Source organism: Actinomycetota bacterium (genome assembly GCA_035540895.1).
Taxonomy (GTDB): domain Bacteria; phylum Actinomycetota; class JAICYB01; order JAICYB01; family JAICYB01; genus DATLFR01.
In genome coordinates this window covers 1-25272 of sequence record DATLFR010000026.1, presented here as the reverse complement: position 1 = coordinate 25272, position 25272 = coordinate 1, and the positions used below count along the sequence as shown (strand labels likewise).

Here is a 25272-nt window from a genome sequence, read left to right as displayed (position 1 = left end):
CAGACTCGGCGCAGGATATCCGACGCCAAGGGAGCCACCCGATGCCGAACTACGTCCTTCTGTCCAGCCTGAACCCCGGCGGCCTGGAGACGTTGAAGGAGCGGCCCGACCGCCTGCGCGAGGTGAACGAGGAGGTCGAGCGGATGGGGTGCCACGTGGTGGCCCAGTATGCGGTCCTCGGCCCGTTCGACTTCCTGACCATCATCGAGGCGCCGGACTCCAAGACGGTGGCGAAGCTCTCGGTGAACCTCGGGGCGCGGGGCACGGTCCGGATCCAGACCCTCTCCGCCATCCCGATCGACGACTTCATCGAGGGGCTCCGCGGCTAGCTAGCGCAGAGCGGGCGACGGCGTCCGCTCGGCTCCCTCGATCACCGCCGCCACGACGCGCTCCAGGACGATGCGCGGCGGGAGCGCCGTTCCCTCGTACCGGCCGAACGTCTCCCCTCCCTTCAGGTCGACATCGGCCTGGGCGAAGAGCGAGTGGCAGTGCAGCAGCCACTCCCAGGAGGCGCGCGAAGCCTGACGGCGGAGGACACCGGCCCGGCCCGGTGACACCCCGAGCGCCGAGGCCAGCTGGGAGTCCGACCCCGCCGCTCCCCGCTCGATGGCGCTCCTGGCCTTGAGCAGGTACCGGACCTGGGAGACGAGCGCGAACAGGATGGCCATCGCGTCCTCGCCCTGATCCAGGAGCTGCTCGAGGACGCCGAACGAGCGGGGACGGTCGTGTGCCAGGAGGGCGTCGAAGAGCGCCCAGACCGGCTGCTCCGCCGTACGACCGAACTGCTTGAGGACGTCGTCGCGAGCGATCTGGGAGCCGGGCTTGCGCAGCGCGAGCTGGTCGATCGCGCCGGCCAGGTCTCCCAGGGAGGCCCCTCCCACCAGCTCGATCAGGGTGGGAGCCACGTCCTTGGCCGGCTTGAGCCCGGCGGACTGCAACCGCCGCTGGACCCACGCCACGAGCTCGCCCCGCTTCGGACGCTCGAGCCGGTGGACCTTCCCTACGGCCTGCATCGTCTTCGTGAGGGCGGACGGGATCCGGTCGGCGACGGCGATCACGACGAGCAGGTCGGCCACGTTCGGCCCCCGGAGGGTCTCCCCCAGCCACGCGACCCCCTTCGCGCTCAGCCGCTCCCCGTCCCGGACCACCACGACGCGCTGCGGGGCGAAGAGCGAGGGGGCGGACATGGCCTCGACGAGCCCGGGCACCTCGGACGGCTCCGCCCGGAGGTGGATCACCTCGGCGGAAGGATCGGTGGTGGCGCGCTCGACGTGCTGGACGGCGAGCCAGGGGTCCTGAGCCCACACGTACTCGATCACCTGGTGGTCGTCACCTCCAACCCTCCCGGGCGCACGCAGACGCTGAGGGTCCCCTGGGTGTCCGTTCGAAGGACCGTGCCGTGCGCAGAGTACATCCGCAGGGCGACCTCCCGGGGGTGCCCGTACCGGTTGTCCGGGTCCACCGTGACGAGGGTGATCCCGGCCGCGACGGCGTCGACGAAGGTCGGTTCGAGGTCGGCCGAGCCGTGGTGGACCGCGAGCAGGACGGGAGACCGCAGGGAGTCGGGGTCGGCGGATGCGACCGCCGCCTGGGCCTCTCCGTTGGCGTCCCCCGGCAGGACGATCGAGGTCGACCCGACCTGGGCCCGGATCACCAGGTTGAGCAGTCCTATCGCGTGGTCGGAGGGTTCGTCGGGAGGAGGCTCCCTCTCGGGAGCCAGCACGACCAGGCGCAGGTCGGGTGCGATGGCGAGCTCGTCGCCCGCCCCGGCCACCTCGACCGCAACACCCCGCTCCCGCGCAGCCGACACGAGCTCGGCCCCCGGTCCCCACGCGATGTTGGGCGGTCCGACCACCTTGCCGACCTCGATCCTGCGGACCACCTCGACGAGTCCCTGGGTGTGGTCGGCGTGCGGGTGCGACGAGACGACGACGTCCAGGTGCGACACGCCGTGATCGCGCAGGAGGTCGACGATCCCGCGTCCGGACGGTCCCCCGTCGTAGAGCACGGACCGTCCCGACGCCTTCAGCAGGACGGCGGTCCCGCCGATGTCCAGTCCCAGGATCTGGGGACCGTCGCAGGCTATGGCCCGGTTCGCTGCCGACGTCCCGATGCTCGCTCCACCGCACGCGACCGCCACCGCGAGGGCCCCGATCCTGATCCGGGGGTGCTTGGCCACCAGCCATACGAGCAGTCCGACGAGGGTGAGGGCTCCAACCACGTCGGCGCGGACGCTCGCGCCCGGGAGGGCGGCGAAGGTCCGGGCGACCCACAGGATCGCGTCGAGCAGGACTCGCAGCGTCGCCGGTGCCCAGGCCAGCGCGCCCCACGTGGCGGCGAGGGCGAGCGTGGTCATGCCGCCGACCATCACGACCCCGGCCAACGGGGCGACCACGAGGTTGGCCAACCCGCCCGCCGCGGGGAGCCGACCGAAGTGCAGGGCCAGGAGCGGAGCGACGGCGACCTGGGCGGAGACCGTCGTCGCAACCGCGACCGCTGCGGCCTTGACGCCCGCGGGAGGGGGCCCGGGCCACAGCCGGGTCAGGCGCGCGCTCAGCGGCCCCGACCACGAGATCAGCCCCAGGGTCGCCGCGAACGACAGCTGGAACCCAGGGTGCGACAGCAGGGAGGGGTCGGCCAGGACGAGCACACAGAACGCGACGCAGGCCGCGCGCAACGCGTCCGCGGCCCGGCCGGCCGCGGTCACGGCCAGGACGATCCCCGCCGTGACGGTGGCCCGCAGGACCGACGCTTCGAGCGAGGTGAGGAAGGCGAAGAACACGAGGGGCGGCAGGGCGATGGCCACGCGCAGCCACCGGGACCGGGGGGCCAGCCATCTGCAGGCCAGGAGGACGATCGCCAGGACGACGGCCACGTTGGAGCCCGAGACGGCCACGAGGTGGGCCAGCCCGGTGGTCCGGAACGCCTCCACCGTCGCCTCGTCGAGGAGCTCGACGTCGCCGTCCGTCATGCCGAGCAGGAGACCGGCCTGCCTATCCGGGAGGGCCCGGGTCGCCGCACGGCGGAAGGCGTCCCGGACGGTCGCCGCGGCGTGACGCACCGGGCTCCCGACCCCGGCGACCGTCACCCGCTCCGCGGCGAGCAGGGGCGGCTCGACCCGGCCGGGACGGGCCGGCACCACCACGCCGCGGGCGCAGATGCGGGAGCCCGGACGCAGCGATGTCGCGTCGCCACCCGTGATCCGGACCGGCTCCCGCACCGTCCATGCGCCCCCCCGCGTCCGGATCCCCTCCGCCTCCACCTGCACCGACCGCGGCCTCCGCGACGCGGCGGTCCCGCACACCTCAACCTCGTCACCGACCGATCGAGGCAGGACCCGTTGGCGGTCCGCGGCCGCCCGCCACGCCGAGTCCGCCGCGCCACACAGCGCGACGCCGGCCAGCGCGAGGACGACCGCGGCCCACGGGAGGCGGCGGCTCAACCCCACGACACACGCGGCGCCCAGGGTCCACAGGGCGGCGGCCGTGAGGGGCACCGCCCAGGTGGGTCGGTTCGCGCCGGCGGAGACCCCGGCCGCGACGGATATCGCCGCGGCGACGAGCAGCCGCGTGTCCACGTCACACCGTGACGAGGTCGGCGATCGCCTCGAACCTCTTCGGCCCGATGCCGGAGACCTTCTGCAGGTCCTTCGTCGTCCGGAAGCCCCCGTTGGCGGTCCGGTAGTCGATGATCTTCTTGGCGGTCGCCGGTCCCACGCCGGGCAGCGTCTCGAGCTCGGCGGCGGAGGCCGTGTTCAGGTTCACCTTGCCGGCGGCTGCCCCGGCGGGCGGGTTCGGGTTCGCCGGGGCCGGGCCGGCACCCTTCACGGCGACGACGACCTTGTCGCCGTCACGCACCTTCGAGGCCAGGTTGAGGCCGTCGAGATCGGCGTCCTCCCGCGCACCCCCGGCCGCGGTGATCGCGTCGTGCACCCGCGCGTCCCTCTCCAGCCGGTAGAGCCCGGGCGAGGCCACCGCGCCCGCTACGTGGACGTACAGACCGCCGGGGGTGCCTCCCGGGACGGACGGGGCGGCCTCGGCGGCCACGCGCACCGGCTCCGGACGCCCGCGCTGCGCCACCCCCCAGCCGCCGACGAGACCCACCAGCGCCAGGACCGTGACCCCCACCAGGACCTTGCGGCCGGCCTTCGTCTCCAGATCGTCTCCCACGCGAGCCTCCTCCCTTTCGGGGGAAGGCGGACCACGGTTCCCGCGCATGCGGGAGCCGGGGGGAAGCGGGACCTGGGGAAGAACGGAGCGGTCTACCCGCCCCGGGTCACTTCTTGCCGGCCGCCTTGCGCGCCTTGCCGCGCTCGGCCGCCTGCCGCTTCTCGCGTTCCTTCTTGTCTCGCTGACGGTCCTTCCGCCAGCGGTTCCATGCTCTGTCGCCCTTGCCCATAGGCTGACAGCATCCTAGAACGAGGTAGCGACGTCCAATGGCTCCCGCCCTGGACGCCGCCGCCCCGGTCCGCTAGCCGGTCAACAGGTTCACCAGGCGCGGGGGGCGGGCGATCACCTTCGCTGGCTCCCCCGGCAGGTGGCGGCGCACGTTCTCCGACGCCAGGGCCAGGGCGACCGCGTCCTGCTCACCGATCCCGGCGTCGACCTCGATGCGGTCCCGCACCTTCGAGTCGACCTGGACGACCATCGTCACCCGCTCCACGCGGGCCAGGTCCCGGTCCACCTCGGGCCAGGCCGCCTTGTGTATGGAGCCCGTGCCGCCCAGCCGCTCCCACAGCTCCTCGGTGACGTAGGGACAGAAGGGAGCCAGGCCGTGCAGCAGGACGTCCACGCCCTCGCGCACCTCCGCCGCGGGAGCCGTCCCGACCGCCTTCGTCAGCGCCGCCTGCAGCTCCATCAGGCGGGCGACGGCCGTGTTGAACGAGTAGCGGTCGTAGTCGTCGGTGATCACGGCCAGCTTGCGGTGGATCAGCTTGCGCAGCTCGCTCGAGCCGGAGGGTTCCCCGGCCCCGGACAGCTCGGCCGCGTTCTCGACGACCAGGCGCCAGACGCGCTCCAGGAACCGGAACGAGCCGATGCACGCCTGGGCTCCCTCCTCCGGCCAGTCGTAGGGAGCCTCGGGGGGACCGATGAACATCATGTGCAGGCGCAGGGTGTCCGCCCCGTACGGCTCGATCACCTCGGCGGGCTCCACGACGTTGCCCAGCGACTTGGACATCGCCTTGCCCCCCTTCGTGATCCACCCCTGGTTCAGCAGGCGCATGAACGGCTCCGTCGCGTCCACCAGTCCGATGTCGTTCAGGAACTTGGTGATGAACCTCGCGTAGATCAGGTGCATGACGGCGTGGTCGGTCCCGCCCGTGTACTGCTCGACCGGCATCCAGGCGTTCACCGTCTCCGGGTCGAACGGCGCTGCGTCGTTGCGGGCGTCGCAGAACCGCAGGAAGTACCAGGAGGAGTCGACGAACGTGTCCATCGTGTCGGTCTCCCTCCGCGCCTCGCCCCCACAGGTCGGGCAGTCGACCTTCACCCAGTCCGTCGCCGTGGCCAAGGGCGAGACCGCGTCGCCCGTGGGCTGGTAGTCGACGACCTCGGGCAGCTCGACCGGCAGCTGCTCCTCGGGCACAGGCACCACGCCGCAGGACGGGCAGTGCACGATCGGGAACGGGGTGCCCCAGTAACGCTGGCGGGAGACCAGCCAGTCGCGCAGGCGGTACTGGGTGTCGGGGTAGCCCAGCGTGTGGTTCTTCAGATGCAGTCCGATCAGCCGCTTCGCCTCGTAGGAGGGGTTGCCGTCGAACGGACCCGAGTTCACCAGGTGGCCCTGCCCCTCGTAGGCCTCCTCCATCGTGTCCGGGTCCAGCACCTCCGCGTCTTCGGGCTGCACGACCACCCTGATCGGGATGCCGTACTGCCGGGCGAACTCGAAGTCGCGCTGGTCATGCGCGGGGACGGCCATGATCGCGCCGGTCCCGTAACCCATCAGCACGTAGTCCGACGCGAAGACGGGGATCTCCTCGCCGTTCAGCGGATTGACGGCCGTCGCCTCCAAGTCGAACGCGCGGCGCTGCGACGTCATCGCCATCCGGTCGATGTCGCTCTGCCGACGGACCTCCTCGACGAACGCCTCGTAGTTGGCGATCTTGCCGGCGCGCATGGCCAGGGTGTGGGCGATCGGATGCTCGGGGGCGAAGACGAAGAAGGTCGCGCCGTACAGCGTGTCCGGACGCGTGGTGAAGATCGGGACGGTGTCACCCGTCTGCGCGATCGTGAAGTTCACGACGGCGCCGTCCGAGCGGCCTATCCAGTTCCTCTGCATGGTCAGGACGGCGTCCGTCCAGCTCAGCTGGTCCATGTCGTCCAGCAGTCGCTGGGCGTAGGCGGTCGTGCGGAAGAACCACTGCTCCAGGTCACGCACCTGCGGGGTCGACCCGCACCGCCAGCACACGCCCTCCGACAGCTGCTCGTTGGCCAGCACCGTGCGGCAGGACGGGCACCAGTTCACCTTCGCCTCCGCCCGGTAGGCCAGCCCGCGCTCGAACAGCTTCAGGAACAGCCACTGGTTCCACCGGTAGTAGGACGGGTCGCAGGTGGCGAAGCTGCGGTCCCAGTCGTAGGCGAAGGCCAGCGTCTTGCAGGAGGCGGTGAACCGCTCGATGTTGGCGTACGTCCACTCCCGAGGAGGCGTGCCGCGCTTGATGGCCGCGTTCTCGGCCGGCAGGCCGAACGCGTCGAAACCGAACGGGTGCAGGACGTCGTACCCGCGCTTCGTCCAGTAGCGGGCGATGACGTCCCCGATCGTGAAGTTCTCGACGTGCCCCATGTGCATGTCGCCGGAGGGGTAAGGGAACATCTCCAGGACGTAGCGCTTCTCCCCCGCGGGCAGGCGCGGCGCCGACCAGGCCCGGTCCGACTCCCACCGGGCCTTCCACTTCTCCTGGATCGCAGCGAAGTCGTAGCGCGTCATCGGCTCGTCCTTTCGGCTCCCGGGCGTGCAGGAGCCCGGCTGGTCGTTGTGCGAGGACGGCCCGGGCGTGACAGCCGCGGGCCTACGGAAGGAAACAGGACGTGCGGGGACCGGCGGCGCGAGCCGCCGGGCGGTGATCCGTGGTGACGTCCGTCCCGTGCATGGACACGACTGTACCCGAACGGCGGAGAGGGGCAAACCATGTCGGGACCGGGTGGCAAGATGCCTCGGACACGGGAGGTGCCATGGACACGATCTTCTGGGACCTGATCGACTCCCCCATAGGCCGGCTGCTGGCAGGCCGGACCGACGCCGGGGTGTGCCTGCTCAGCTTCGGCTGGGAGCCGTTCGACGGGGTGCACGACCCCGACGCGCTGACCGACGTCCGCGAGCAGCTCGGCGAGTACTTCGCCGGAGAGCGGACCAGCTTCGACCTGCCGCTCGATCTCAGCCTGGCGACCGGGTTCACCCGCCGCGTCCTCGCCGAGACCGCGCGCATACCGTACGGCGAGGTCCGGACGTACGGGCAGGTGGCCGAGGCCATCGGGGCGCCCAGGGCGGCCCGGGCGGTGGGCGGGGCGCTCAACCGGAACCCGGTCGGGATCGTCGTCCCCTGCCACCGGGTGGTGGGCTCCTCCGGCTCCCTCGTGGGGTTCGGGGGAGGGCTCCATCGCAAGGAGAGGCTGCTCGAGCTGGAGGGGGCGCTCGCGACGGCCTGACCTACCGGCGCGCGGCCAGCGCGAGCAGCTGCATGAGGTGGTACACGGGCGGGACGCCCGGCTCCACCGAGACCGCCAGCTCGAACCCGGGATCGTCGACGGCGACCGCGTCGGCCCCCACGTGACCCCCCTCGATCAGCTCGTACCCGGCCGCCTGCAACAGCGAGCGCGCCCGGACCGCCCCCCCGGTGGGGTCGTGCAACGCGACACGGCGTAGGCCGTCCGGCGGGCGAGGGTCGAGCGCCCGGACGTCGTCCGGCGTGATCAGCTCCGCGACGTCCGCGGCGCGGCCGGCCACCGCGACGGGCCGCTCCCGGTCGTCCAGCAGCTGGCCGTAGCCCTTCACCCACTGGGCGCACCGGGACGCGTCGATGACGATGCTTCCTTCGAACTGTTCCAGCGGCAGGATGTTGCGCGCCGCCAGCTTCCGGGCCTGTCCGCGCCGGCCGGCACGGGAGTGGATCGCGCCGCAGCAGACCTGACCGTAGGGGACGCGGACCCGCCACCCCAGACGAGAGAGCACGGCGATCGTCGCCCAGTGGACATCGCGCCACCAGGCGTCCGTCACGCAGCCGGTGAAGAGCACCACCTGTCGCTCCGGCACCCCCTCGGCCGGTACGTAGTTCGTGGACATCCGGTTCAGCAGGTGGGCCAGACGCAGGCGCGGGATGGCCCGTACCCGCCGCGGGAGAACCCCGGTCAGCCTCACCTTCTGCGCGAACCACAGGGGGAGGGAGACGGCCGTCAGGCGCCATCGGCGCTTCACGGCCGAGAGCATCAGGCGCCGGCCGAGACCGGGGGTCACCACGTGCGGCGGTCCGGGCAGCGCATCAGACGAGCGCGCGGTCGAGCGCGTCCAGCAGCCGGGTGACCGACCCCGTCCGCGCGTTGTGTCCCATGAGGCCGATCCGCCAGCACGTGCCGGCGAACGCGCCCAGCCCCCCGCCGACCTCGATGCCGTGTTCGGTGAGGAGCCTCTTGCGCTCGGCCGCTTCGTCGAACCCGTCCGGAACCCGGACGCAATGCAGCATCGGGAGCCGGTGGTCCGGGTGCGGCACGTAGGTGAAACCGCGCGCCTCGAGCGCCTCCCCCAGCTCCGAAGCGACCCGGCGGTGGCGGTCCCAGCGCGCCTCGAGCCCCTCGTCCAGCACGAGACGCAGCCCAGCCTCGAGCGCGTTCACCATCGAGATGGGGGCCGTGTGGTGGTAGACACGGTCCGACCCCCAGTAGCGCTCGAGCATCGTGACGTCGAGGTACCAGGACCGCACGGGGCTCGTCCGGGACCGCACGCGCTCGATCGCCCGATCCGAGAAGGTGATCGGCGCTAGCCCGGGGGGCACCGATAGGCACTTCTGGGTGCCCGAGTAGCACACGTCGATCCCCCAACCGTCCACCTCGAGCGGCATCCCCCCGAGCGATGTGACCGCGTCCACCACGAGCAGGGCGCGCCCGGACACGGCGGCCGCGACGGCCTGCACATCGGAACGGGTCCCGGTCGAGGTCTCGGCATGGACGATCCCGACGAGGCGGGCGTCCGGATGGGAGTCGAGGGCGGACGCCACCGCCTGCGGGTCGACCGGGGACCCCCAGGGCGCTTCCACCGTCACGACGCGTGCGCCCGCCCTGGCCGCGACCTCGGTCATCCGGGAGCCGAAGACCCCGTTGACGCAGACGATCGCCGTGTCCCCCGGCTCCACGAGGTTCACGATCGCCGCCTCCATCCCTCCGCTCCCGGTGGCGGATACGGCGAAGGTCAGCCGGTTGCTGGTGCGCATCACCTCCCGCAACATCGAGGAGACGCGGTCGAGCGTGTCGAGGAAGGCCGGGTCCATGTGGCCGACGAGCGGGTCGGAGAGCGACGCCAGCACCTCGGGGGCGGCGTTGGACGGTCCGGGGCCGAGGAGCAGGCGCTCCGTCACGCGGGCGCGCAGAGGACGTGAGAGGCGATCGACGGACCCACGGCCACGACGTGGTCCTCGCGCCGGACGGTCACCGCGCCCTCCGGGTCGCGGTCCGCCACGGTGATCTCCCGCCCCGGGAGCAGGTCGTGATCCTGCAGGTAGCGCAACATGTCCAGGTCGAGCTCGAGGTCCTCCCGGATCCGGTCGATCCGCATCGTGGAGCCCGGCTCCACCTCGTCCATCGATAGGAGCTCCACGGCGGCCACGGCCGGGGCTCCCGGGATCGGGTTGCCGTGCGGACACCGGTTCGCGTCACCGAGCTGCGCGCGCATCCGCTCGAACACGAGCTCGGACACCCCGGGCTCGATCTTCCGCGTCTCCTCGTCGGCCAGGTACCAGGGGACCCCCATGACGTCGACGAGGTACCGCTCGATGGTCCGGTGGCGTCCGGCCATCGTCTCGGCGAGCTTCCGACCCTCCTCGGTCAGGACGATGGACCGGTCATCGGTCAGCTCGAGGAGCTCGAGCTTCTGGATCCGGTGGACGACCTCGGAGGTAGCGGGGGGAGACACCTGGAACCAACGGGCCAGGCGCGCCTGCGTGACCCTCTCTCCGATCTCGTCGAGCTCGAAGATGGCCTCCAGGTACGCCTCGACCGTGCTGGTGATGCTGTCGGACATGCCCTCGTCTACCTCCTCGTCACCGATCCTAGCAGCGCCTCCATGCGCTGCTGCACGGTCCCGGTGAGGGTCTCGTAAGGGATCGAGTGACTGTCCAGGAGGCCGACGATGCGCTTGTCGATGTCTGTCTGGAAGTCAGGGTCCATCGGGCGCAGCCCGTCCGCGACGATGGGGAACTCGACCGGCAGGTAGAAGACGTGGCTGTAGTTGCTGCGCAGGTGGTGGGTGGCGATGTCCAGGCACGCATCCCACAGGGCGAACTCCTTGCGACGCTCCTGGTGCTCGAGGACCCATCCCGCGTAGGCGAGGGCGTCCAGCATGGAGCGGTCGGCGACGAACTCGGGGTGCGTCATCTCCGCGTACCACTGGCGCAGGAAGATCAGCGTCTCCGTCTCGACCGTGGCGTCCTTGTCGAGCTTGAACCCGAGCGCCGCGATCTCCCGGGCCACCTCGGGAAGCAGGGGGAGGTCGAGGGCGGGAGCCACCTCGGTGGCCAGCGTCGTCTTCCCGGTAGAGAACGACCCGACTATCGCGATGCGTCTCATGCCTCGAACGCCTCGTGCCAGACGCCGACCGCGTCGACGAAACGGGCGACCCCGGCCGTGGGCAGGGTCAGCTCGAGGACCTCGAGGATGTCCCCGGAGGTCGCTCCCTCCTGAGCCGCGGCGAGCATGTGCGCGCGGAGGTGGTCCCGGTTGGCGCCGATGGCCGCCAGGACCCCGACGTAGACGAACTCCTTCGTGAGGCGCGCGAGCCGCCGCGGCTTGAGGTAGGACGCCTCCAGGAGGCTCTCGTAGGCCTTCAGGAACTCAAGGTCGTGCTCGGCGAGGATCCGATGGAAGTCCTGCACGTAGCCACGCTTGCGGATCATCTCCTCCAGGAACGCCTGCCCCTCGGCGTGCACCGCCACCCCTTTCTACGGTCGGACGCCATACCCTACCGCCGCGTGCGGCGGCATGGGATTATGGCCGCGTCCAGGGGACCCCGTGCGGGGCCTCGAGGAAGGGAGGCGGCATGACTGTTTCGATCCACGACCTCCGCGCATGGCGATCGCGCGGCGAGAGGTTCTCGATGGTGACGGCGTACGATGCGCTGTCCGCCCGCATCTGCGACGAGGCGCAGATCCCGGTGCTGTTGGTCGGCGACTCGCTCGCGCAGGTCCTGCTCGGGTACGAGACGACCCTGCCCGTGACCATGGAGGAGATGCTCCACCACGCGCGAGCGGTCGCGCGCGGCGCGCGCAACGCACTGCTGGTGGGCGACATGCCGTTCGGTAGCTACAACGGCTCCCGCGAGGAAGCCGTACGGAACGCCAGCGCTTTCCTGAAGGTCGGGATGCACTCGGTGAAGCTGGAGGGAGCCGGACACCGGGTGGAGCTGGTCCGGGAGCTGGTCCAGGGCGGGATCCCCGTGATGGGACACCTCGGTCTGACCCCCCAGTTCGTCAACCAGTTCGGCGGGTACCGGGTCCAGGGACGGGGCGATGCGGGAGACGCGCTCGTGCGGGACGCCCACGCGCTCCAGGAAGCCGGAGTCTTCGCCCTGGTGCTGGAGTGCGTCCCGGCGGAGCTCGGCTCCCGAGTGACCAGCGAGCTGGACGTGCCCACCATCGGGATCGGCGCCGGTCCGGGGACGGACGGACAGGTCCTCGTCCTCCAGGACCTCCTGGGCCTTACGCCCGGACCCTCGCCCCGCTTCGTGAAGCGCTACGCCGATCTCGCCTCGGACATGACGTCCGCCCTGCAGCGTTTCGCGAAGGAGGTGTCGGAGGGCGCGTACCCCTCCGACGAGCACACCTACTCCTGAACGTCGGAGGGCTCCACCCCTAGCGGGACTATCCGGTGGAAGAGCTCGGCGTAGGCGAACCCGTGCGTGCGCCCGTTGAAGGCGGCCGCCGCCCGCATGCGCTCCGCCACGTCCTCGCCGAGCTGCGACCTGTGACATAGGAGCGCCTTCAGCTTCAGTTCGATGGTCGAGGAGATGTCGACGGCGTGCTCGCCGCCCCCCGGCCCCATCACGAGGATCTCCTGCAGGCCGCGCCACGGCGCCAGACCCTGGGCCGCCATCTCCGGGAAGTGCCCGACCGTGGTCCCGGCCGTCACCGTGATGTCGAGCGTGGCCTGACCGACGGCTCGGTGGTCCGGGTGGTTCACGAACCACCCACCTGGGAGCGGGACGGGGTCCATCGCGAGCAGCCGGTGCGGTCGGACGCGGCGGAAGACCCGGGCGATGTCGCGTCGCAGGTCGAGCGTCGGCTCGACGTACCCGTCCCGGTACCCCAGGAACTCGACGTCGCTGACCCCGACCAACTCCGCCGCCGCCAGGGCCTCCTCGCGCCTCAGGGCGGCCAGGCGCTCACCGGCGAGGTCCGGATCCTCCGTGCCGGTCGAACCGTCAGTCACGATCGCGTACGTGACGCTGGCTCCATCCGCCACCCACCGAGCCACCGACCCGGCTGCGGTGAACTCGATGTCGTCGGGGTGGGCGGCCACCACCAGGACCCTCGTCACGACACCCAGCCTCGTTCCGCCTGGCGCAGGGTCTGGTACGGGTTGATCGGTCCCTGCGCGGTGTGCATCTCGAAGTGCAGGTGCGGGGGCGTCCCCCGCGCGTTCCCGGTGTCGCCGACGAAACCGAGGACGGTGCCGGCGTCCACGCGTCTGCCCTCCGCCCCGTCCGGCGCGTACCCGGACAGGTGGGCGTAGTAGTAGCGGTGTCCGTCGTCGCCCTGCAGCCACAGCTTGTTCCCGCCCAGCGTGGCCGTCCCCACGTTGAAGACGGTGCCCGAGACCACCGCGACGACCGGCGTCCCCATGGGAGCGAAGATGTCCTGACCCTGATGGGCGTGCTCGTACTGGGTGCCCACCATCCTCGGGGCCCCCCACGAGTCCACGAACGAGTAGGGCGCCTGGACGGGGAACCGCCACTTCGAGAGCTCCACCTCCAGATCGTGCTTCACGCGCTCCAGCGAGGACTGCAGCACCCGCATCCGGTCGAGGATCTCTCCCGAGCGTCCGGACATCACCCTCAGCTCGGCGTGGACCGCCGCCGCCTCCGCCCGCACCGCGTCCCGCGCCCGCGACAGCTCCTCGCGCTTCTCACCCAGACCCTCGACCAGGCGGAGGTCCCGCTCGGTCACGCTCGAGAGGTAGGCCATCCGTCGGATGAACGCGTCGAGCGAATCGGAGCCGAGCAGGGAGTCCAGCATCTGCATCCGCTCTCCCTTGTACAGCGCGATCGCCCGGCGTCGGATGCGACCCTGTCCCGCGTCGTGGGCCGCGGCGACGACCTGCAGGGTCTCCCGGGCCTCACGCAGCCGCTTCGCCGACCCAGCCATGCGTGTGCGGGCCTGCTCGTACCCGGTCACGGCGGCGTCGAGCTCGGCCCGGGCGGCGTCGATCCGCTGAGCCGTTCGCTTCGCCTCCTCGCGGAGCTCTCCGACCCGCGTCCGCCCGGGTGGGACCGGCTGGCCCTGCGCCGGAAGCGGGAGCAGCGCAGCCAGGACGATCCCACAGACGGCGGGGGCGGCGCGCAGGGGCCCGGGCAGCGTGGCGTGCATGTGCGCACTGTATGAGCGCCCCCCGGGGGCGTCAACGCACGCTACGGACAGGGGGTGGCGCCGGCGCTGAGATCGATATCGACACACAGCGACGTCTGGACGTAACGGCCCTCGATCGGGTCTCCCGATCCGGGAGCGAGTCGGGCCGAGACCGCCCGCAGGGAGTCGCGAGGGCCGTCCGGGACCACCCAGGGAGCCATCGCGACCGCTTCGGCCTTCGGTCCGGCCGCGTGGCTCTCGTCGCCCTCGTGCACCTCGAGGGAGCCGACCCGAGAGAGTCCGTCGCCGGCGTACCCGTCGGCCCAGACCGCGCTCTGTCCGTCGAAGACCAGGTCGGCCAGGTTGCCTACGAGGTAGCTGGTGATCCCGAACCGGAACCCGAGGCTCGGGTCGGTCACCGCTCCCCAATCGTCGGTGGTAGCCGCGGTCGGCCGCCACCCGCGGGAGCCGTTCTCCGCCCACCGGGAGCCGGTCGCGCCGAGGTGGACGAGGACGTTCGCCCCCCGATCGGAGAGGCAGGTCACATGACCGGGCATCGACGAGCCGCCCAACGCGTCCACGCTCGGTCGACACGCGGTGGCCGACCGTGCCCGGACATCCCCCCCGATGGCGACCCCGAGCCGCAGTTGAGTTCCGGGAACGGCGAGGGGCTGAACGAGGTCGGCTCCCCCCGGCGCCACTCCCAGCAGCGTCTCGAGATCCCCCGGGTTCGACCTGGAGGAGCGACCGACGAGAGATCCACCCGGTCCCCACATGAAGGCGGACGTGCGCGGGTCGGCAGAGCGAGCGCGGTATGCCCACTCGACGGGCTGGATCACGTAGGTGAGCGGACCGTGCTCGAGCACCGGGTCACCGTTGACGAGGATCTCGGGGTCGACGAGGAACAGGGCGGAGGGGTCGTTCCCGAAGTCGACGCGTTCGAAGTCGGGGAGGATAGCGCCGGCGACGATGTACACCTCGCATCGCTGTGGGCCGACTCCGCAACCGAGCGGAGCGGGTCCGTTGAGCTCCCGTGCGACGCGCTCGAACGCGTTGTAGAAGGATCGGACGACGGTGTCCGTGCTGGCAAGCAGGGCGGCCCGCTGGGGCGGGGTCCCTGGGAAGCGTGCTGCGTAGTAGGCCGCCTGCGAACCGTACCCCGCCCCGAGCGCTGCGGCCGCTGCCTTGAAGCCCGGTCGGTGCTCCCCGGGCTCGGTCGCCGCGTACGGCTCCTGTCCCTTGAGGAGGTCGCGGACAGACGCGAACCTAGGGCCGGTCGCCATCGAGATGAGACCGGTGTACGCGGGGAAGACCACGATGTTCGGTCGGGTACGGGAGAACCCGGGCTTCTGCGCCTGCACCAGTGCGCGCACCTCTCGGTACAGAGCGTCGTAGGACTGCGCGAGGTCGGGATGGGTCCGGTGCTGGATGACGAAGACACGCGCACCTGCCGCGTCCGAGGCCGTGGCGGGGGCGGGGACCCCCGCGAGCAGGAGCAGGATGATCAGGTAGACGAGGCGGCGGTGACCGGCCATCTCGCCCCCTCTGCTGAGCCACCGGCGAAGACCTCGACAGCCGACTCCATCACGGCTGCCCGGGCTACTGCGTCGCCTAGCCCGTGCCCGCCCTCCTGGAACCTCATGAGCCGGGCTCCGTCCATCCGTCCGACGAACGACTCGATCTCGCCGATGGGTACCACCGGGTCGTCCTCGGCGTGGGCCACGAGCACCCGTCCGAGGATCGTCTCCGCCGTGGCAGCGGGAGCGAGGCGAGCGAGAACCTCCCCATAGATGTCCAGCCGCCCGAACTCGCGCTCGAGCCATCCGCGCCGCTCGGGTGGCGCCGCGGCGACGAAGCGCGACAGGTCCAGGATCGGTGAGATCACGACCGCCGCGGAGAAGAGCTTGGGGTAGTTGGCGAGGGCCGTCAGCGCTTGGTGGCCGCCGTAACTGGTTCCGAAGAGGGAGACCCGGGAGGCGTCGACGCCATCCTGGTCGCGCAGCCACACCACCAGGTGGGCGAGGTCGCCGATCGGCTGCAGACGCTTCCGGTTGTCATCCAGGGAGTGATACCTCTTTCCGTACCCGGTCGAGCCACGCAGGTTGGGTGCGGCGACCGCGAAGCCGCGGGACACCAGGAACTGGGCCAGCGGGTTGTAGGTACGCAACCATTGGCCCTCGGGTGCCTGATGCAGGAGGACCACGACCGGACATCGATCCGTCCCGCCCTCAGGTCGGTACAGGACGACCGGCACCCACAGCCCGTCGAACGTGCGGAACCTGTGGGTCTCGGCCCCCAAGCACGTCGGGTGGTCAGCCAGCGGCGAGAAGATGATCCGCCCCTCACCCGTCGCCAGGTCGTGTTCCCAGATCGAACCGGGATCGGTGTCCGACGCCACCGGGTGGATGTACGCCGTCGCGTCCTGCGTGAACAATCCTGCGCGGCTCGTCGAACCAGCTGGTAGGTCGAGGGTCCGGGCCGCGCGCATGGTCGCCGTCGGGTAGGCCTCGAGCCGCGTCTCGCCCTCCCGGTTGGAGGACACGATCAACATCCTCCCGTCGGGGGAGGCGTGGCACCGGAGGTCCCAGTCGACCGACAACTCGAACCGCCAGGACCTGGTCGTGATGTCGTAGTGGGCGATCCCGCGGAACTCCACGTCGTGGTCGGTAGAGACGTAGAACCCGGAGGAGTCGGGGAGCCATTCCGGAGCCCCCCACCACGACCGCGACCCGGGCTGAGAGACGTCCCACGACCCAGCCGTTCGCAGGTCGAGGAGCGCGAGCTCGTTCTCGCTGGCACGGCCCGTCAAGCGGCCAACGGCGAGCAGGACGCCATCCGGGGAGAACGAAAGCGGCACCCATCGCCCGTCCGCCGACACGAGACAACGCCGGTCGCGCGTCGCCAGGTCCACGACCCACACCTCGAGGTTGTGCCGGGAGCCGGTCCGGGCGTACGCCACTGCCGTCCCATCAGGATCCGGAACGGCGCCCCCGTGGTAGCGGTCGGAGGCGTCGACGACCGTATCCCCCGACCCATCACGCCAGAGCACTAGCTGGAGGCCGTCTGCGGTCGCGCGCTCGACGAGCAGGTCGTCGTTCGGCCCGAGCCGCACCGCCCGAACCACATCCTCGAACGGGGGTCCGTCGGTCGAGACGCCGGAAGCGCGGCTGATCCAGACGAGCCGGCCTCCCTCGCCGTCCGAGACCAGCGCCAGCACCGCGGTCCCGTCCGCGGAGATCGCGCACGGGACCGCGGACGCGACGCTCAGGAAGTCCTCAGCAGGGGGGCCGGGCATCCCATCAGAAGCGCTTCAGGAAGCCGGACTCGTTCTGCCGCACGCGCGCCCCGTTGACCCACGGGTCGCGCCGGACCTCCTCCCAGACACCCGCCGACGTGCGCGGGCCGTGGACCTCGTTCCAGTTCGCCCCCGCCTCCGCCTGGTAGTTGTCGCGCAGCGCCGTGAGGTCGTCGCACTCGATCCTGCCGAGCGTCGCGTCAGCGTCGACGCGGTACACGGCGGCCGCGTTGCGGCCGAGGATCCCATTCCTGATGCTCCGCTCGGGGTGCGCCTTCGCGTCGGGATAGGCGAACGGGTCCTTCGTGTCCTTCGTGGGGTCGTCGATGTCCCCGTCGAGACCGTGGGGCAGGTTGTACAGGTCCCTGATCTCCCGGGCCATCTGGAAGGCGCGGAACGTGATGATCTGGTTCTGCGGGGAGCCGCCCCAGAGGCTGTCCGTCCCCCAGACGACACGACGCGGACCCACGTAGTAGATCAGCTTGCCGAGCAGGAACGACGCCCGCCGCGGGTCGTTCTGGACGTTCCCCCACACCGACCCCAGCTCCGCATAAACGTTGGGGACGTTGGCGTGCACACCGGGTGCGCCGTCCCCCGCCTGGCCCCGGACGCCGGGGATGCCGTTGGGAGCGAAGTGCCGAGCCGACCACCCGTTCTCGCGCAGGGCCTTGATGAAGTTGTCCACGCCCCGGTCGATCGAGCGGACGTTGGCGTCGCTCCCCGCGCCCAGCCGGTAGGAGCCGTCGGGAGCCACGTCCAACGGGTAGGGACCCTGACTGCTCGTACCCTGGTTCACCGGGCCGCCGAGCCCGATCCCGTCCCCGTCGTACCCCGAGTGGTAGATCATGAAGTTCATCTCCGGGTACGTCCGGGCGACGACGCCGACATCGCGCGTAGCCGCCTTCTCCTGGTCGAACGCAGGCAGAGCGAACCCCTTGTGAGCGGCGATCAGCGGGGGGATCCCGTACTTGCGCGACAGGTACAACGCGTGCTCGATGAACTTCCGTCCAGCGGGGTCATCCAGCCACCAGCCCGAGGTGTTCGGGTAGTCCCCCCACGGGCAGTACACCTTCCAGGCCCGGATGTGCTCCGGGTACCTCTGACACGTCTCCTCCATGAGGTAGAGCTCCTCCTGGAGGTACAGCGGGTCGACGTTGTAGTCGCCGAGGACGCGGTCGCTCTTGGTCCCCATCGAGCCTCGGTTAGGCATGACGAAGCGGTGCATCACGCTCCGGGTGCTGTTCGCGGTCTCGTTCACCCACTGGCATGTCTCGGCCGCCCGGTCTATCGGGAGGGGCTGTCCATCCGGCTTGTACGGCACGGCGGAAAGCGCCGTGACGTTCGTCGACGAGTCCAGGAAGAGCTGCTTGACGTAGTGGTAGCGGCCGAGGCAGTCGAGCCTGTCCTCCTCACCGCACGAAGACTGCTGCCAGATGGCCGCGAAGAAAGCGGCCTGACCGGGGTTCTTGGAACGCCACTCGTCGTCCTCGACGTCGACGTGGTGGGTCTGCACGTCCATGATGAACTCACCCTCGAGGTTGTTCAGCTGGGCCTCGGGGTAATGCAGCATGTCGTCGGTGCATGCCTTCGGGTTCGCCGTGTTGTGCCGGCCGAAAGCGTAGTACTCGCGACCGTAGACCCTGTTGACCACGCCGAGCGTGATAGCCGCAGCAGCGCTCGACTGGAGGAATCGACGGCGGGACATGCCGCGGCGCCTGGCCTCCTGGTCGCACTCGATCATCGCCAGCCGCTGGATCTCCAGCTGCGCCCTCGTCGGCGGAGCGGGCAGGAACTCCTCGTTCGCGTACGGCAGCACGTTGATCGGGAGCGCATCGGGCAGCGCCTCCTCGAACTGTCTCCTCCAGCTGGTCATGGCCAGTTCCTCCCCGTTCCGATGTGGTTTCGTTGGTTGTTCGCGAGGCGCGACCGCTCTCCTGCCTAATCGACCACCTCGAACGAACCCCGCATGAACGGGTGCACCCGGCAGAAGTACGTGTAGGGGGTTCCGGGCTCGAGGCCGTACTCCTCGGGCACGATGGAGTAGGCGACGCCGCGCTGCGCCCAGGGGACGGTCCCCCCTCCGACGGGCGGTGGGATCTGCGCGGTGGCGGGTCCGAAGGTCGGGCTGAACCCGATCTCCCCCGAGTCGTACTGACGCGGGGCGCTCCCCGGCATGCCGAACCCGAAGTTCGCGAGCGGGTACTCGATCCCGTACTGCCCGTTGCATGGGTACTCGCAGGCGGTGATCGAGTGGTACACGTTCGCCCCCGCGTCCACGTTCCACCACGTCAGGGGCTGGTCCTTCCGCACCTGCGGAACCCCCGCCGTGGCGACGGTCGAGATGTCACCCGGGAGGTAGGCGAACCCGGCCACGAGGATGTCGTTGGTGGTCGGACCCTTGGGAGCGGTCTGAGCCCAGAACGACTCGCCCTCGCCCCCCACACGTCCGTACTCGATCGGAGCGGGCTTGCTGATCCGTCCGCGGGTGCAGAGAACCTGCTCGCCGGCGTCGAGGCGGTCCCAGCATCCGGGCTCGATCGTCTCGCCCTCGGCGTCCTTGATCGGCTCGGCGTGGGAGTTGTCGATCTCGGCCGTGAACGGGTCCAACCCGTCGAGCTTCCCGGGCACGACGTAGGCGACCGCGATGCCCATCCCCTCGTACCACGAGCCCCTCTCGGTCTCGTAGACGGAGTTGATCCGCAGGAAGGTGTCGCGGTACATGTTGACCTCCCAGCGCGGGACCCCGGTGACGGTCATCCGGAAGTTCCAGGAGAAGGGCTTGCGCTCGGGAGCCCTGTCCTCACAGGTCGGGCTGGCGCCGCAGTACTTGGCGTCGGACGTGAAGATCCTGACGGCCTCCTCGGCCGGCACACCGTCGCCGTCCGTGTCCGGACAGGCGAGGCCGCCCCACGTCGAGATCGTGTTCCCCGGACGGAGCGGGAGCCCCTCCGTGCAGCGCACGGCGTCCACCTCGACCCTCAGACCACCCGGGTGCAGGTGTCCGCCGATGCCGATCAGCTTCCCTTCGAGGCGCTGCGGGACGTAGATGTCCGTCCCCTTCCCGTTGCCGGGCTGACCCTGTCCGACATCGGATTCCACCCAGGAGTCGAACGCGGCGCACTCCTGCTTCGGCCACGTGCACTCCGTGCGCGCCCACGGCTCCCCCGAGCTCGGGTCGGTACCGACCTCCTTCAGGGTCACCGGGTCGGTGATCGCCTGTCCGTACCCCCGCTGAGTGTTGTAGACGGGGTAGCTGGCCCGGCTCCCGTTCTTCCAGACGTCGAGCCAGAACGGACGGATCGTCTCGATCTTGGGCTGGCCCGGCGTGGCCGGGTTCTCGGCCTCCGACTTCGCGATGTAGTCGATCGTGTAGGTGATCCACACGTTCTGCCGCTGCGCGGTCGCGTTGTGGACCATGTGCACCATGTACCAGACGTCGCTCGTCCGAACGGGCATCCCGTAGGGGACCGGGTACTCGGCGATCGTCTTCTCCTCGCCAGCCGCGAAGAACGGACCGTTGCCGTACTCGGGGTAGGAGAGCCACGTGGCGTGGTGCAGGTGCATGTCCTCCACGTTGGGGACCGTGCCGTCCGCGAGGACCATGTTCGGCTCGATACGCACCATGTACCCGTCGTACTGCGGCTTCTCGATGGTCTTGACCATCGGGTAGGTGCTGTTGGCGCCCGGCTGGACCTCTATGGGCCCGAGGGCGAAGCGCAGGCGGACGCACCGGTCCCCATAGGGGTTGGATACGGCGCCCGTCCGGGCGTCCTTGCGCACGCAGGTGCCGCGCTCCCCACCGACCCCGGCGAACGCCTTCTCGGGCAGGGGCGGAACCTGCGCGGAGACCCGGACGGCCGGGAGCCCCAGCAGCCCGAACAGGAACGCGATAGCTAGCACCTTCCTCATGACGACCCTTCCTCCCGGCGGCGGACGTTAGACGGTCAGGGGACGACGATCGTCCCCTTCATGGACGGGTGGAGCGTGCAGAAGATCGAATACCGTTTCCCAGGCTCGAGGTTCTCGGTGCCTTGAACCTCCGTCTGCTCCCCCGGCCCGATCAACTCGCTGTGCAGCAGAGGGCACGGCGCTGGGGGCTTACACCAAGGCTGCGTATCCGGACCTGACTCCCTCGATACGACGTCATGCTGGAAGATGTCGAAGTTCAGGTAATGGAACGCGGCTCCCGGCGTCACGACCGTCACAGGGGAGGCGTATCCGTGGAAGATCGCCCCGGGCACCGTAGAGATCACAGAGACGTCCTCGGCCTGGACCGGTGACGGACCGAGGAGGATAGAGGCAAGCGCGGCGATCAGGGCGACCTTCAACCTCATCACGGGTTCCTCCTAAGGGAGCTTGTAGACGAGCACCGAATCCGAGACGACGACGTAGAGCGCGTTCCGCGCGATGGCGATGCCGGAGCTGTTGCCGCCGTCCGTCTTGAACGATCCGACGTCCAACGAGACGGGCCGGCGGAGCACCGGGAGCCCGGTCACCGCGTCGAACCCGAGCAGGTTGCCGAAGAGGTCGACCGTGTACACGACCCCGTTGGCCTCCGAGACCGACTGGTAGTGGACGACATCGGCTATGGGCTGCACCCAGTCGTAGCGCCCGTCTCCCACCTGCAGAGCCCAGAGCTGGCTCGGCGGCTGAGCGGGGACGAAGACCCGGCCCCCCGCCACCGCGGTGGAAGAGGAGTTGAGCGGCACCCCGGGGCCCCCGACCACTGTGCTCCAGGCGAGCTGCATGTTGTCCGCGAAGAGGGCGTAGTACACGCCAGACTTCTGCAGCGCTCCGACGAGCTTGCGTCCGAGGTGGTCGGTGAAGATGTTCGGGCTGGCCCCGAAGTCGAGGTCGAGCTGCAGGCACGCCTGGCTCCAGACGACCGCGATGCGGTCACCGAACTCATCGCAGACGGGCTGGCGGTGGAGGCCCGGGAAGTACTGGTCCGGGTTGCCCTTGAAGGCGTTGACGATCCGTCCGAACGTCCCGCGGTCGCGGTCCCCGTCGATCATCAGCAGCGCGTTCGCGTGTCGATGCTCGATCTTCTTGCTCGCCGGGTTCCCCGTCCCCACGTAGATGTAGTTCGTGTCCGGGTCAACGGCCGCCGTCGACCAGATGGACGCGCCGCGGTAACCGGCCGCGTAGTCCTCGTCCGCGATCGTGTAGTCCTTCGCCACGATCTCCCCGGTCACGGCGTCGTGGATCGTGTAACCACCGCGCGGGGTCGCCGTCCCCTCGCTGCCCATGAAGCCCTGGAAGACGAGCGGGCCGTCCGAGTCGTCGTAGAGGACCGGGCTCGAGACCAGTAGGGAGTTCGGGGTCTCGTCGACGACCACCTTCCATCGCAGCCGTCCGGACTGCTGGTCCAGGGCGGCGAGGTAGGGCTCGTTCGTCTTGCTGACCCCCACGTAGACGAGGCCGTTGCCGACCGAGACGGAACCGGTGATGACTCCGCCGATGAGGCTGGCCGCGTTCCCGGCCAGGTGCGTGCGCCAGAGCAGGTCTCCCGTGTCGGCGTTGAGGGCGAAGACCCAGCCGGTGTTCGTCGCCAGGTACATGCACCCGTCGGCGATCACCGGGGTGTTGTGGAACCCGCCCGCTCCCGGCTGCGCCTGGGGAGCCGTGAACCGCCGGCCCATGACGAGGGATCCGACGTTCTGAGGCGTGATCGTCTTCTCAGCCGGCTGGCTGCGGGTGTTCAGGAGATCGTTCCCGTACGCACGCCACTCGCCGCCCTGATGGGCCGACGGTGCGCACCCGGGCACGGACACCCCGTCGGCCCGAGCCGGGACCGCCGATGCGGCCGACCCGACCGTCGCGGCGACACAGAGCGCAACGATGCGCCCCCTCCCCCTCATCCCCATGCTCTCTCCTCCTCGTGGGGCCGGGCGCGCGCCCGGCCCCCGCCGCCAGATCGTCCAGGTCCTACGGGACCACCTCGAAAGCACCCCTCATCCAGGGATGGATGCGGCACCAGAAGGCGTAGACGCCGGTCTCCGTCGGAGTGAATGTCCACTCGGCCCGCTGCGCCGGTGCGAGGCCGAACCCGAGCTCCGAGGAGTCGAAGTCCATCGGGTCGGCCAGGAACTCGGCGTCGCTGGAGAAAGCCTCTCGGGGCTTCCCGCCGTCCGCCAACGGGTAGCTGGCGGTCGTAGCCCCCGTGCACGGCTGCTTGCAGCGCGTGATCGTGTGCCAGATGTAGCCGGCCGTGTCGACGTTGGTGAAGCGCAGCGGCTTGCCCGCCTTCACCTGCGGGACACCGGCCGCCGCGATGACCCCCAGGTCCGCGGGTCCGTACGAGAACCCCTGCACGGTGATCTCGTCGAGCACGGGACCCTTCCGGGTCGGCAGCGCGGGCTCGTTCCCGGGGTTGTGGTTCCCGCGGGCGTCCTCCGCAGGGCGCGTCACCTGGCCCCGAGTGCAGAGCGTCGTCTTTCCCGTCTCCGGGTTGAAGCCAGGTGTGCACAGGTTCCCTGCCTCGGCGGCGGCCATGTTGGGTGGCAGGCGCGCGGGAAGCACACCGGCGTCGTTGCCGCCCGGGAACCGGTGGTCGAGCACCGTGTTCGGGTCGAAGACGTCGATCCCGGACGTGTCGCCGGGGAGCACCCACGTCATCACGATCCCCATCTGCTCGTACCAGGAGGCGATATCCGTCTCGTACACGCCGTTGAGCCGCAGTATGTCGCCCTTCTTCACCCGGACGCTCCACCCCAGGTCTCGGATGGTTCCGGTCATGGACAGGTCCCACGAGATGGGAGGTCCACCAGCGTTCGCGCGCTCGGCGTGGTCCCAATAGACGGCGTCGGAGATGTTGATCAGCCGCTTGTGCTCCACCCCGTCGATCTTCCGGACGAGCTCCACCTCGGTCCGGACGCCGCCGGGATGGAGGTGGCCGCCCATGACGACGAGGGTTCCCTCCTCCGCTCCGCCCAGGCCGGCGTCCACGGTCTGGTCCTTGCCGTCGACCTCATCGCTGACGTCGAGACCCTGCTGGGCGGAAACTCGGCCGGCTGAGTTGAACCTCGCGCAGTTCTCACGCGGGTAGTAGCAGACCTTCGACCCGGCCGCCGAGGCGTCGCCCGTAGTCCCGTCGAAGCCCACCTGCGACTCGTAGCCGAGGCGGTCGGGCTGACCGAACCCACGCTGGGTGTTGAAGACCGGGTTCAGCAGGTACGGCTCCGCCTGCGGGTGGAACCTCCCACCGCCGACGTCCAGCCAGATCTGCCTCAGGTTCTTTATCCCTATCCGCTCGGCAGCTGCGAGCGGGACGTAGTCCATCTCGTAGGTGATGTAGGTGAGCATCGGCTGAGGGCTCGCGTTGTGCACCATGTGCAGCAGCAGCCACTGGTCCGAGGGCATGATGCGGATGCCGGTCTTCTCCGGGAAGATCAGGACCGTCTTCTCCTCACCGGACGCCCAGAACGGACCGCTCCCGTAGTTGCGGTTCGCGTTGAGCCAGGTCCCGTGGTGGAGGTGGAGATCCTCCACCGGTGGCGTGCGACCGAGCTGGTCGACCAGGTTCGGCTTGTTGCGCACCATGAAGCCGTCGTTCCAGGGCTTCTCGAACGTGACCGGCTGGATCAGGACGTCGTTCTGGCCCGGCTTCGCGAGGATCGGTCCGAACACGAACTTCAGGCGCGTGCAGTCGTTGCCGTAGCGCGCCGTGTTGTCGATGTCGTACTCGCTCTCAGCGGTGCATGTCCCCTCTCCGTAGTTCACGACCCCCAGGAAGCGCGGCTCGTAGACCGGGGGCTCTACCCCCGCGACCTGGGCGAACGCTCCCGTGTTGAGCCCGAGCAGCATCACGACCGCGCCGCTGAGCCAGATACGCCATCTCCGCATCCCCTCGACTCCCCTCTCCCACCGGCACGCGCAAGCCCGACGGAGCGCGTGACCCGTTGGATCGCCTGCCTCCCCTGGTGCGTCTTTCGCCCCATCTGCGGCCGATCCCTGCCCGTTTCACGACACCATCTCTGAAACGTTCGTTCGGGAGCCGGAGGCGTCCGGCTTGGCGAGGGCCGTCCGGTATACTCGCGGCTCAGCTAGGGGCCGTAGCTCAGTTGGTAGAGCGCTTGGATGGCATCCAAGAGGCCAGGGGTTCGAATCCCCTCGGCTCCACCCAGAAGCCCGCTGGTCACAGCGGGTTCTCTGTTTGGGGTGTCGACTCCGCCCGCCATGTTGCCTCTCGCGGAAGTGGCCGCGATAGTGG

22 protein-coding genes and 1 tRNA gene are annotated in these 25272 nt (G+C 70.1%); 4 read left to right on the top strand and 19 right to left on the bottom strand.

Annotated features, from left to right (window positions below):
- Positions 1 to 41: 41 nt before the first annotated feature.
- A complete protein-coding gene (locus tag VM840_01615) occupies positions 42 to 329 on the top strand; it encodes a GYD domain-containing protein (GenBank protein ID HVL80273.1) in 288 nt (95 codons plus the stop codon).
- On the opposite strand, the gene holA is transcribed toward VM840_01615, so the two are convergent.
- The 5 genes from holA to leuS form a co-directional block, all read right to left on the bottom strand.
- Complete coding sequence (gene holA, locus VM840_01610; protein HVL80272.1) at positions 330 to 1319, bottom strand: DNA polymerase III subunit delta; 990 nt, start codon at positions 1317 to 1319, stop codon at positions 330 to 332.
- Complete coding sequence (locus tag VM840_01605; protein ID HVL80271.1) at positions 1316 to 3577, bottom strand: ComEC/Rec2 family competence protein; 2262 nt, start codon at positions 3575 to 3577, stop codon at positions 1316 to 1318. The genes holA and VM840_01605 overlap by 4 nt, the downstream gene beginning before the upstream one ends.
- A 1-nt stretch (position 3578) precedes the next feature.
- On the bottom strand, positions 3579 to 4169 hold the full coding sequence (locus tag VM840_01600) for a helix-hairpin-helix domain-containing protein (protein ID HVL80270.1): 591 nt from the start codon (positions 4167 to 4169) through the stop codon (positions 3579 to 3581).
- Between the two features lie 106 nt (positions 4170 to 4275).
- Complete coding sequence (locus tag VM840_01595; GenBank protein ID HVL80269.1) at positions 4276 to 4398, bottom strand: hypothetical protein; 123 nt, start codon at positions 4396 to 4398, stop codon at positions 4276 to 4278.
- Positions 4399 to 4470: 72 nt separating this feature from the next.
- On the bottom strand, positions 4471 to 6927 hold the full coding sequence (gene leuS, locus VM840_01590) for a leucine--tRNA ligase (GenBank protein ID HVL80268.1): 2457 nt from the start codon (positions 6925 to 6927) through the stop codon (positions 4471 to 4473).
- A gap of 245 nt (positions 6928 to 7172) precedes the next feature.
- Between leuS and VM840_01585 the strand changes: the two genes are divergently transcribed.
- Entirely contained in the window at positions 7173 to 7646 is a 474-nt protein-coding gene (locus VM840_01585) for a methylated-DNA--[protein]-cysteine S-methyltransferase (GenBank protein ID HVL80267.1), read from the top strand.
- A gap of 1 nt (position 7647) precedes the next feature.
- On the opposite strand, the gene VM840_01580 is transcribed toward VM840_01585, so the two are convergent.
- From VM840_01580 to VM840_01560, 5 genes are read right to left on the bottom strand one after another with little or no spacing between them, the layout of a single operon-like run.
- Complete coding sequence (locus tag VM840_01580) at positions 7648 to 8451, bottom strand: (Fe-S)-binding protein (protein ID HVL80266.1); 804 nt, start codon at positions 8449 to 8451, stop codon at positions 7648 to 7650.
- 25 nt (positions 8452 to 8476) lie between these two features.
- Complete coding sequence (locus tag VM840_01575) at positions 8477 to 9565, bottom strand: alanine--glyoxylate aminotransferase family protein (GenBank protein HVL80265.1); 1089 nt, start codon at positions 9563 to 9565, stop codon at positions 8477 to 8479.
- Entirely contained in the window at positions 9562 to 10227 is a 666-nt protein-coding gene (locus tag VM840_01570; protein ID HVL80264.1) for a metal-dependent transcriptional regulator, read from the bottom strand. Before VM840_01570 ends, VM840_01575 begins: the two co-directional genes overlap by 4 nt.
- 8 nt (positions 10228 to 10235) lie before the next feature.
- Entirely contained in the window at positions 10236 to 10772 is a 537-nt protein-coding gene (locus VM840_01565; GenBank protein HVL80263.1) for an ATP-binding protein, read from the bottom strand.
- On the bottom strand, positions 10769 to 11137 hold the full coding sequence (locus VM840_01560; GenBank protein HVL80262.1) for a carboxymuconolactone decarboxylase family protein: 369 nt from the start codon (positions 11135 to 11137) through the stop codon (positions 10769 to 10771). Before VM840_01560 ends, VM840_01565 begins: the two co-directional genes overlap by 4 nt.
- A 104-nt stretch (positions 11138 to 11241) precedes the next feature.
- Here VM840_01560 and panB point away from each other — a divergent pair, with 104 nt between their 5' ends.
- Complete coding sequence (gene panB / locus VM840_01555) at positions 11242 to 12033, top strand: 3-methyl-2-oxobutanoate hydroxymethyltransferase (protein HVL80261.1); 792 nt, start codon at positions 11242 to 11244, stop codon at positions 12031 to 12033.
- Here the strand turns inward: panB and VM840_01550 are convergent.
- From VM840_01550 to VM840_01510, 9 genes are all read right to left on the bottom strand, one after another.
- Positions 12024 to 12737: a PIG-L deacetylase family protein gene (locus VM840_01550; protein HVL80260.1), complete on the bottom strand. Its 714-nt coding sequence runs from the start codon at positions 12735 to 12737 to the stop codon at positions 12024 to 12026. The genes panB and VM840_01550 overlap by 10 nt on opposite strands.
- Entirely contained in the window at positions 12734 to 13786 is a 1053-nt protein-coding gene (locus VM840_01545) for a peptidoglycan DD-metalloendopeptidase family protein (protein ID HVL80259.1), read from the bottom strand. Before VM840_01545 ends, VM840_01550 begins: the two co-directional genes overlap by 4 nt.
- Positions 13787 to 13827: 41 nt before the next feature.
- Positions 13828 to 15300, bottom strand: a complete 1473-nt coding sequence (locus VM840_01540) for a hypothetical protein (protein ID HVL80258.1) — start codon at positions 15298 to 15300, stop codon at positions 13828 to 13830.
- Complete coding sequence (locus VM840_01535) at positions 15270 to 17060, bottom strand: alpha/beta fold hydrolase (protein HVL80257.1); 1791 nt, start codon at positions 17058 to 17060, stop codon at positions 15270 to 15272. Before VM840_01535 ends, VM840_01540 begins: the two co-directional genes overlap by 31 nt.
- Before the next feature lie 4 nt (positions 17061 to 17064).
- On the bottom strand, positions 17065 to 18933 hold the full coding sequence (locus tag VM840_01530; protein ID HVL80256.1) for a hypothetical protein: 1869 nt from the start codon (positions 18931 to 18933) through the stop codon (positions 17065 to 17067).
- A gap of 65 nt (positions 18934 to 18998) precedes the next feature.
- A complete protein-coding gene (locus VM840_01525; protein ID HVL80255.1) occupies positions 18999 to 20969 on the bottom strand; it encodes a hypothetical protein in 1971 nt (656 codons plus the stop codon).
- 35 nt (positions 20970 to 21004) lie between these two features.
- Entirely contained in the window at positions 21005 to 21394 is a 390-nt protein-coding gene (locus VM840_01520; GenBank protein HVL80254.1) for a plastocyanin/azurin family copper-binding protein, read from the bottom strand.
- Between the two features lie 12 nt (positions 21395 to 21406).
- A complete protein-coding gene (locus tag VM840_01515; protein ID HVL80253.1) occupies positions 21407 to 22921 on the bottom strand; it encodes a PQQ-binding-like beta-propeller repeat protein in 1515 nt (504 codons plus the stop codon).
- Between the two features lie 67 nt (positions 22922 to 22988).
- On the bottom strand, positions 22989 to 24905 hold the full coding sequence (locus VM840_01510) for a hypothetical protein (GenBank protein HVL80252.1): 1917 nt from the start codon (positions 24903 to 24905) through the stop codon (positions 22989 to 22991).
- A 203-nt stretch (positions 24906 to 25108) separates the two neighbouring features.
- Between VM840_01510 and VM840_01505 the strand changes: the two genes are divergently transcribed.
- A tRNA-Ala gene (locus tag VM840_01505) sits at positions 25109 to 25181 on the top strand.
- Positions 25182 to 25272 lie beyond the last annotated feature (91 nt).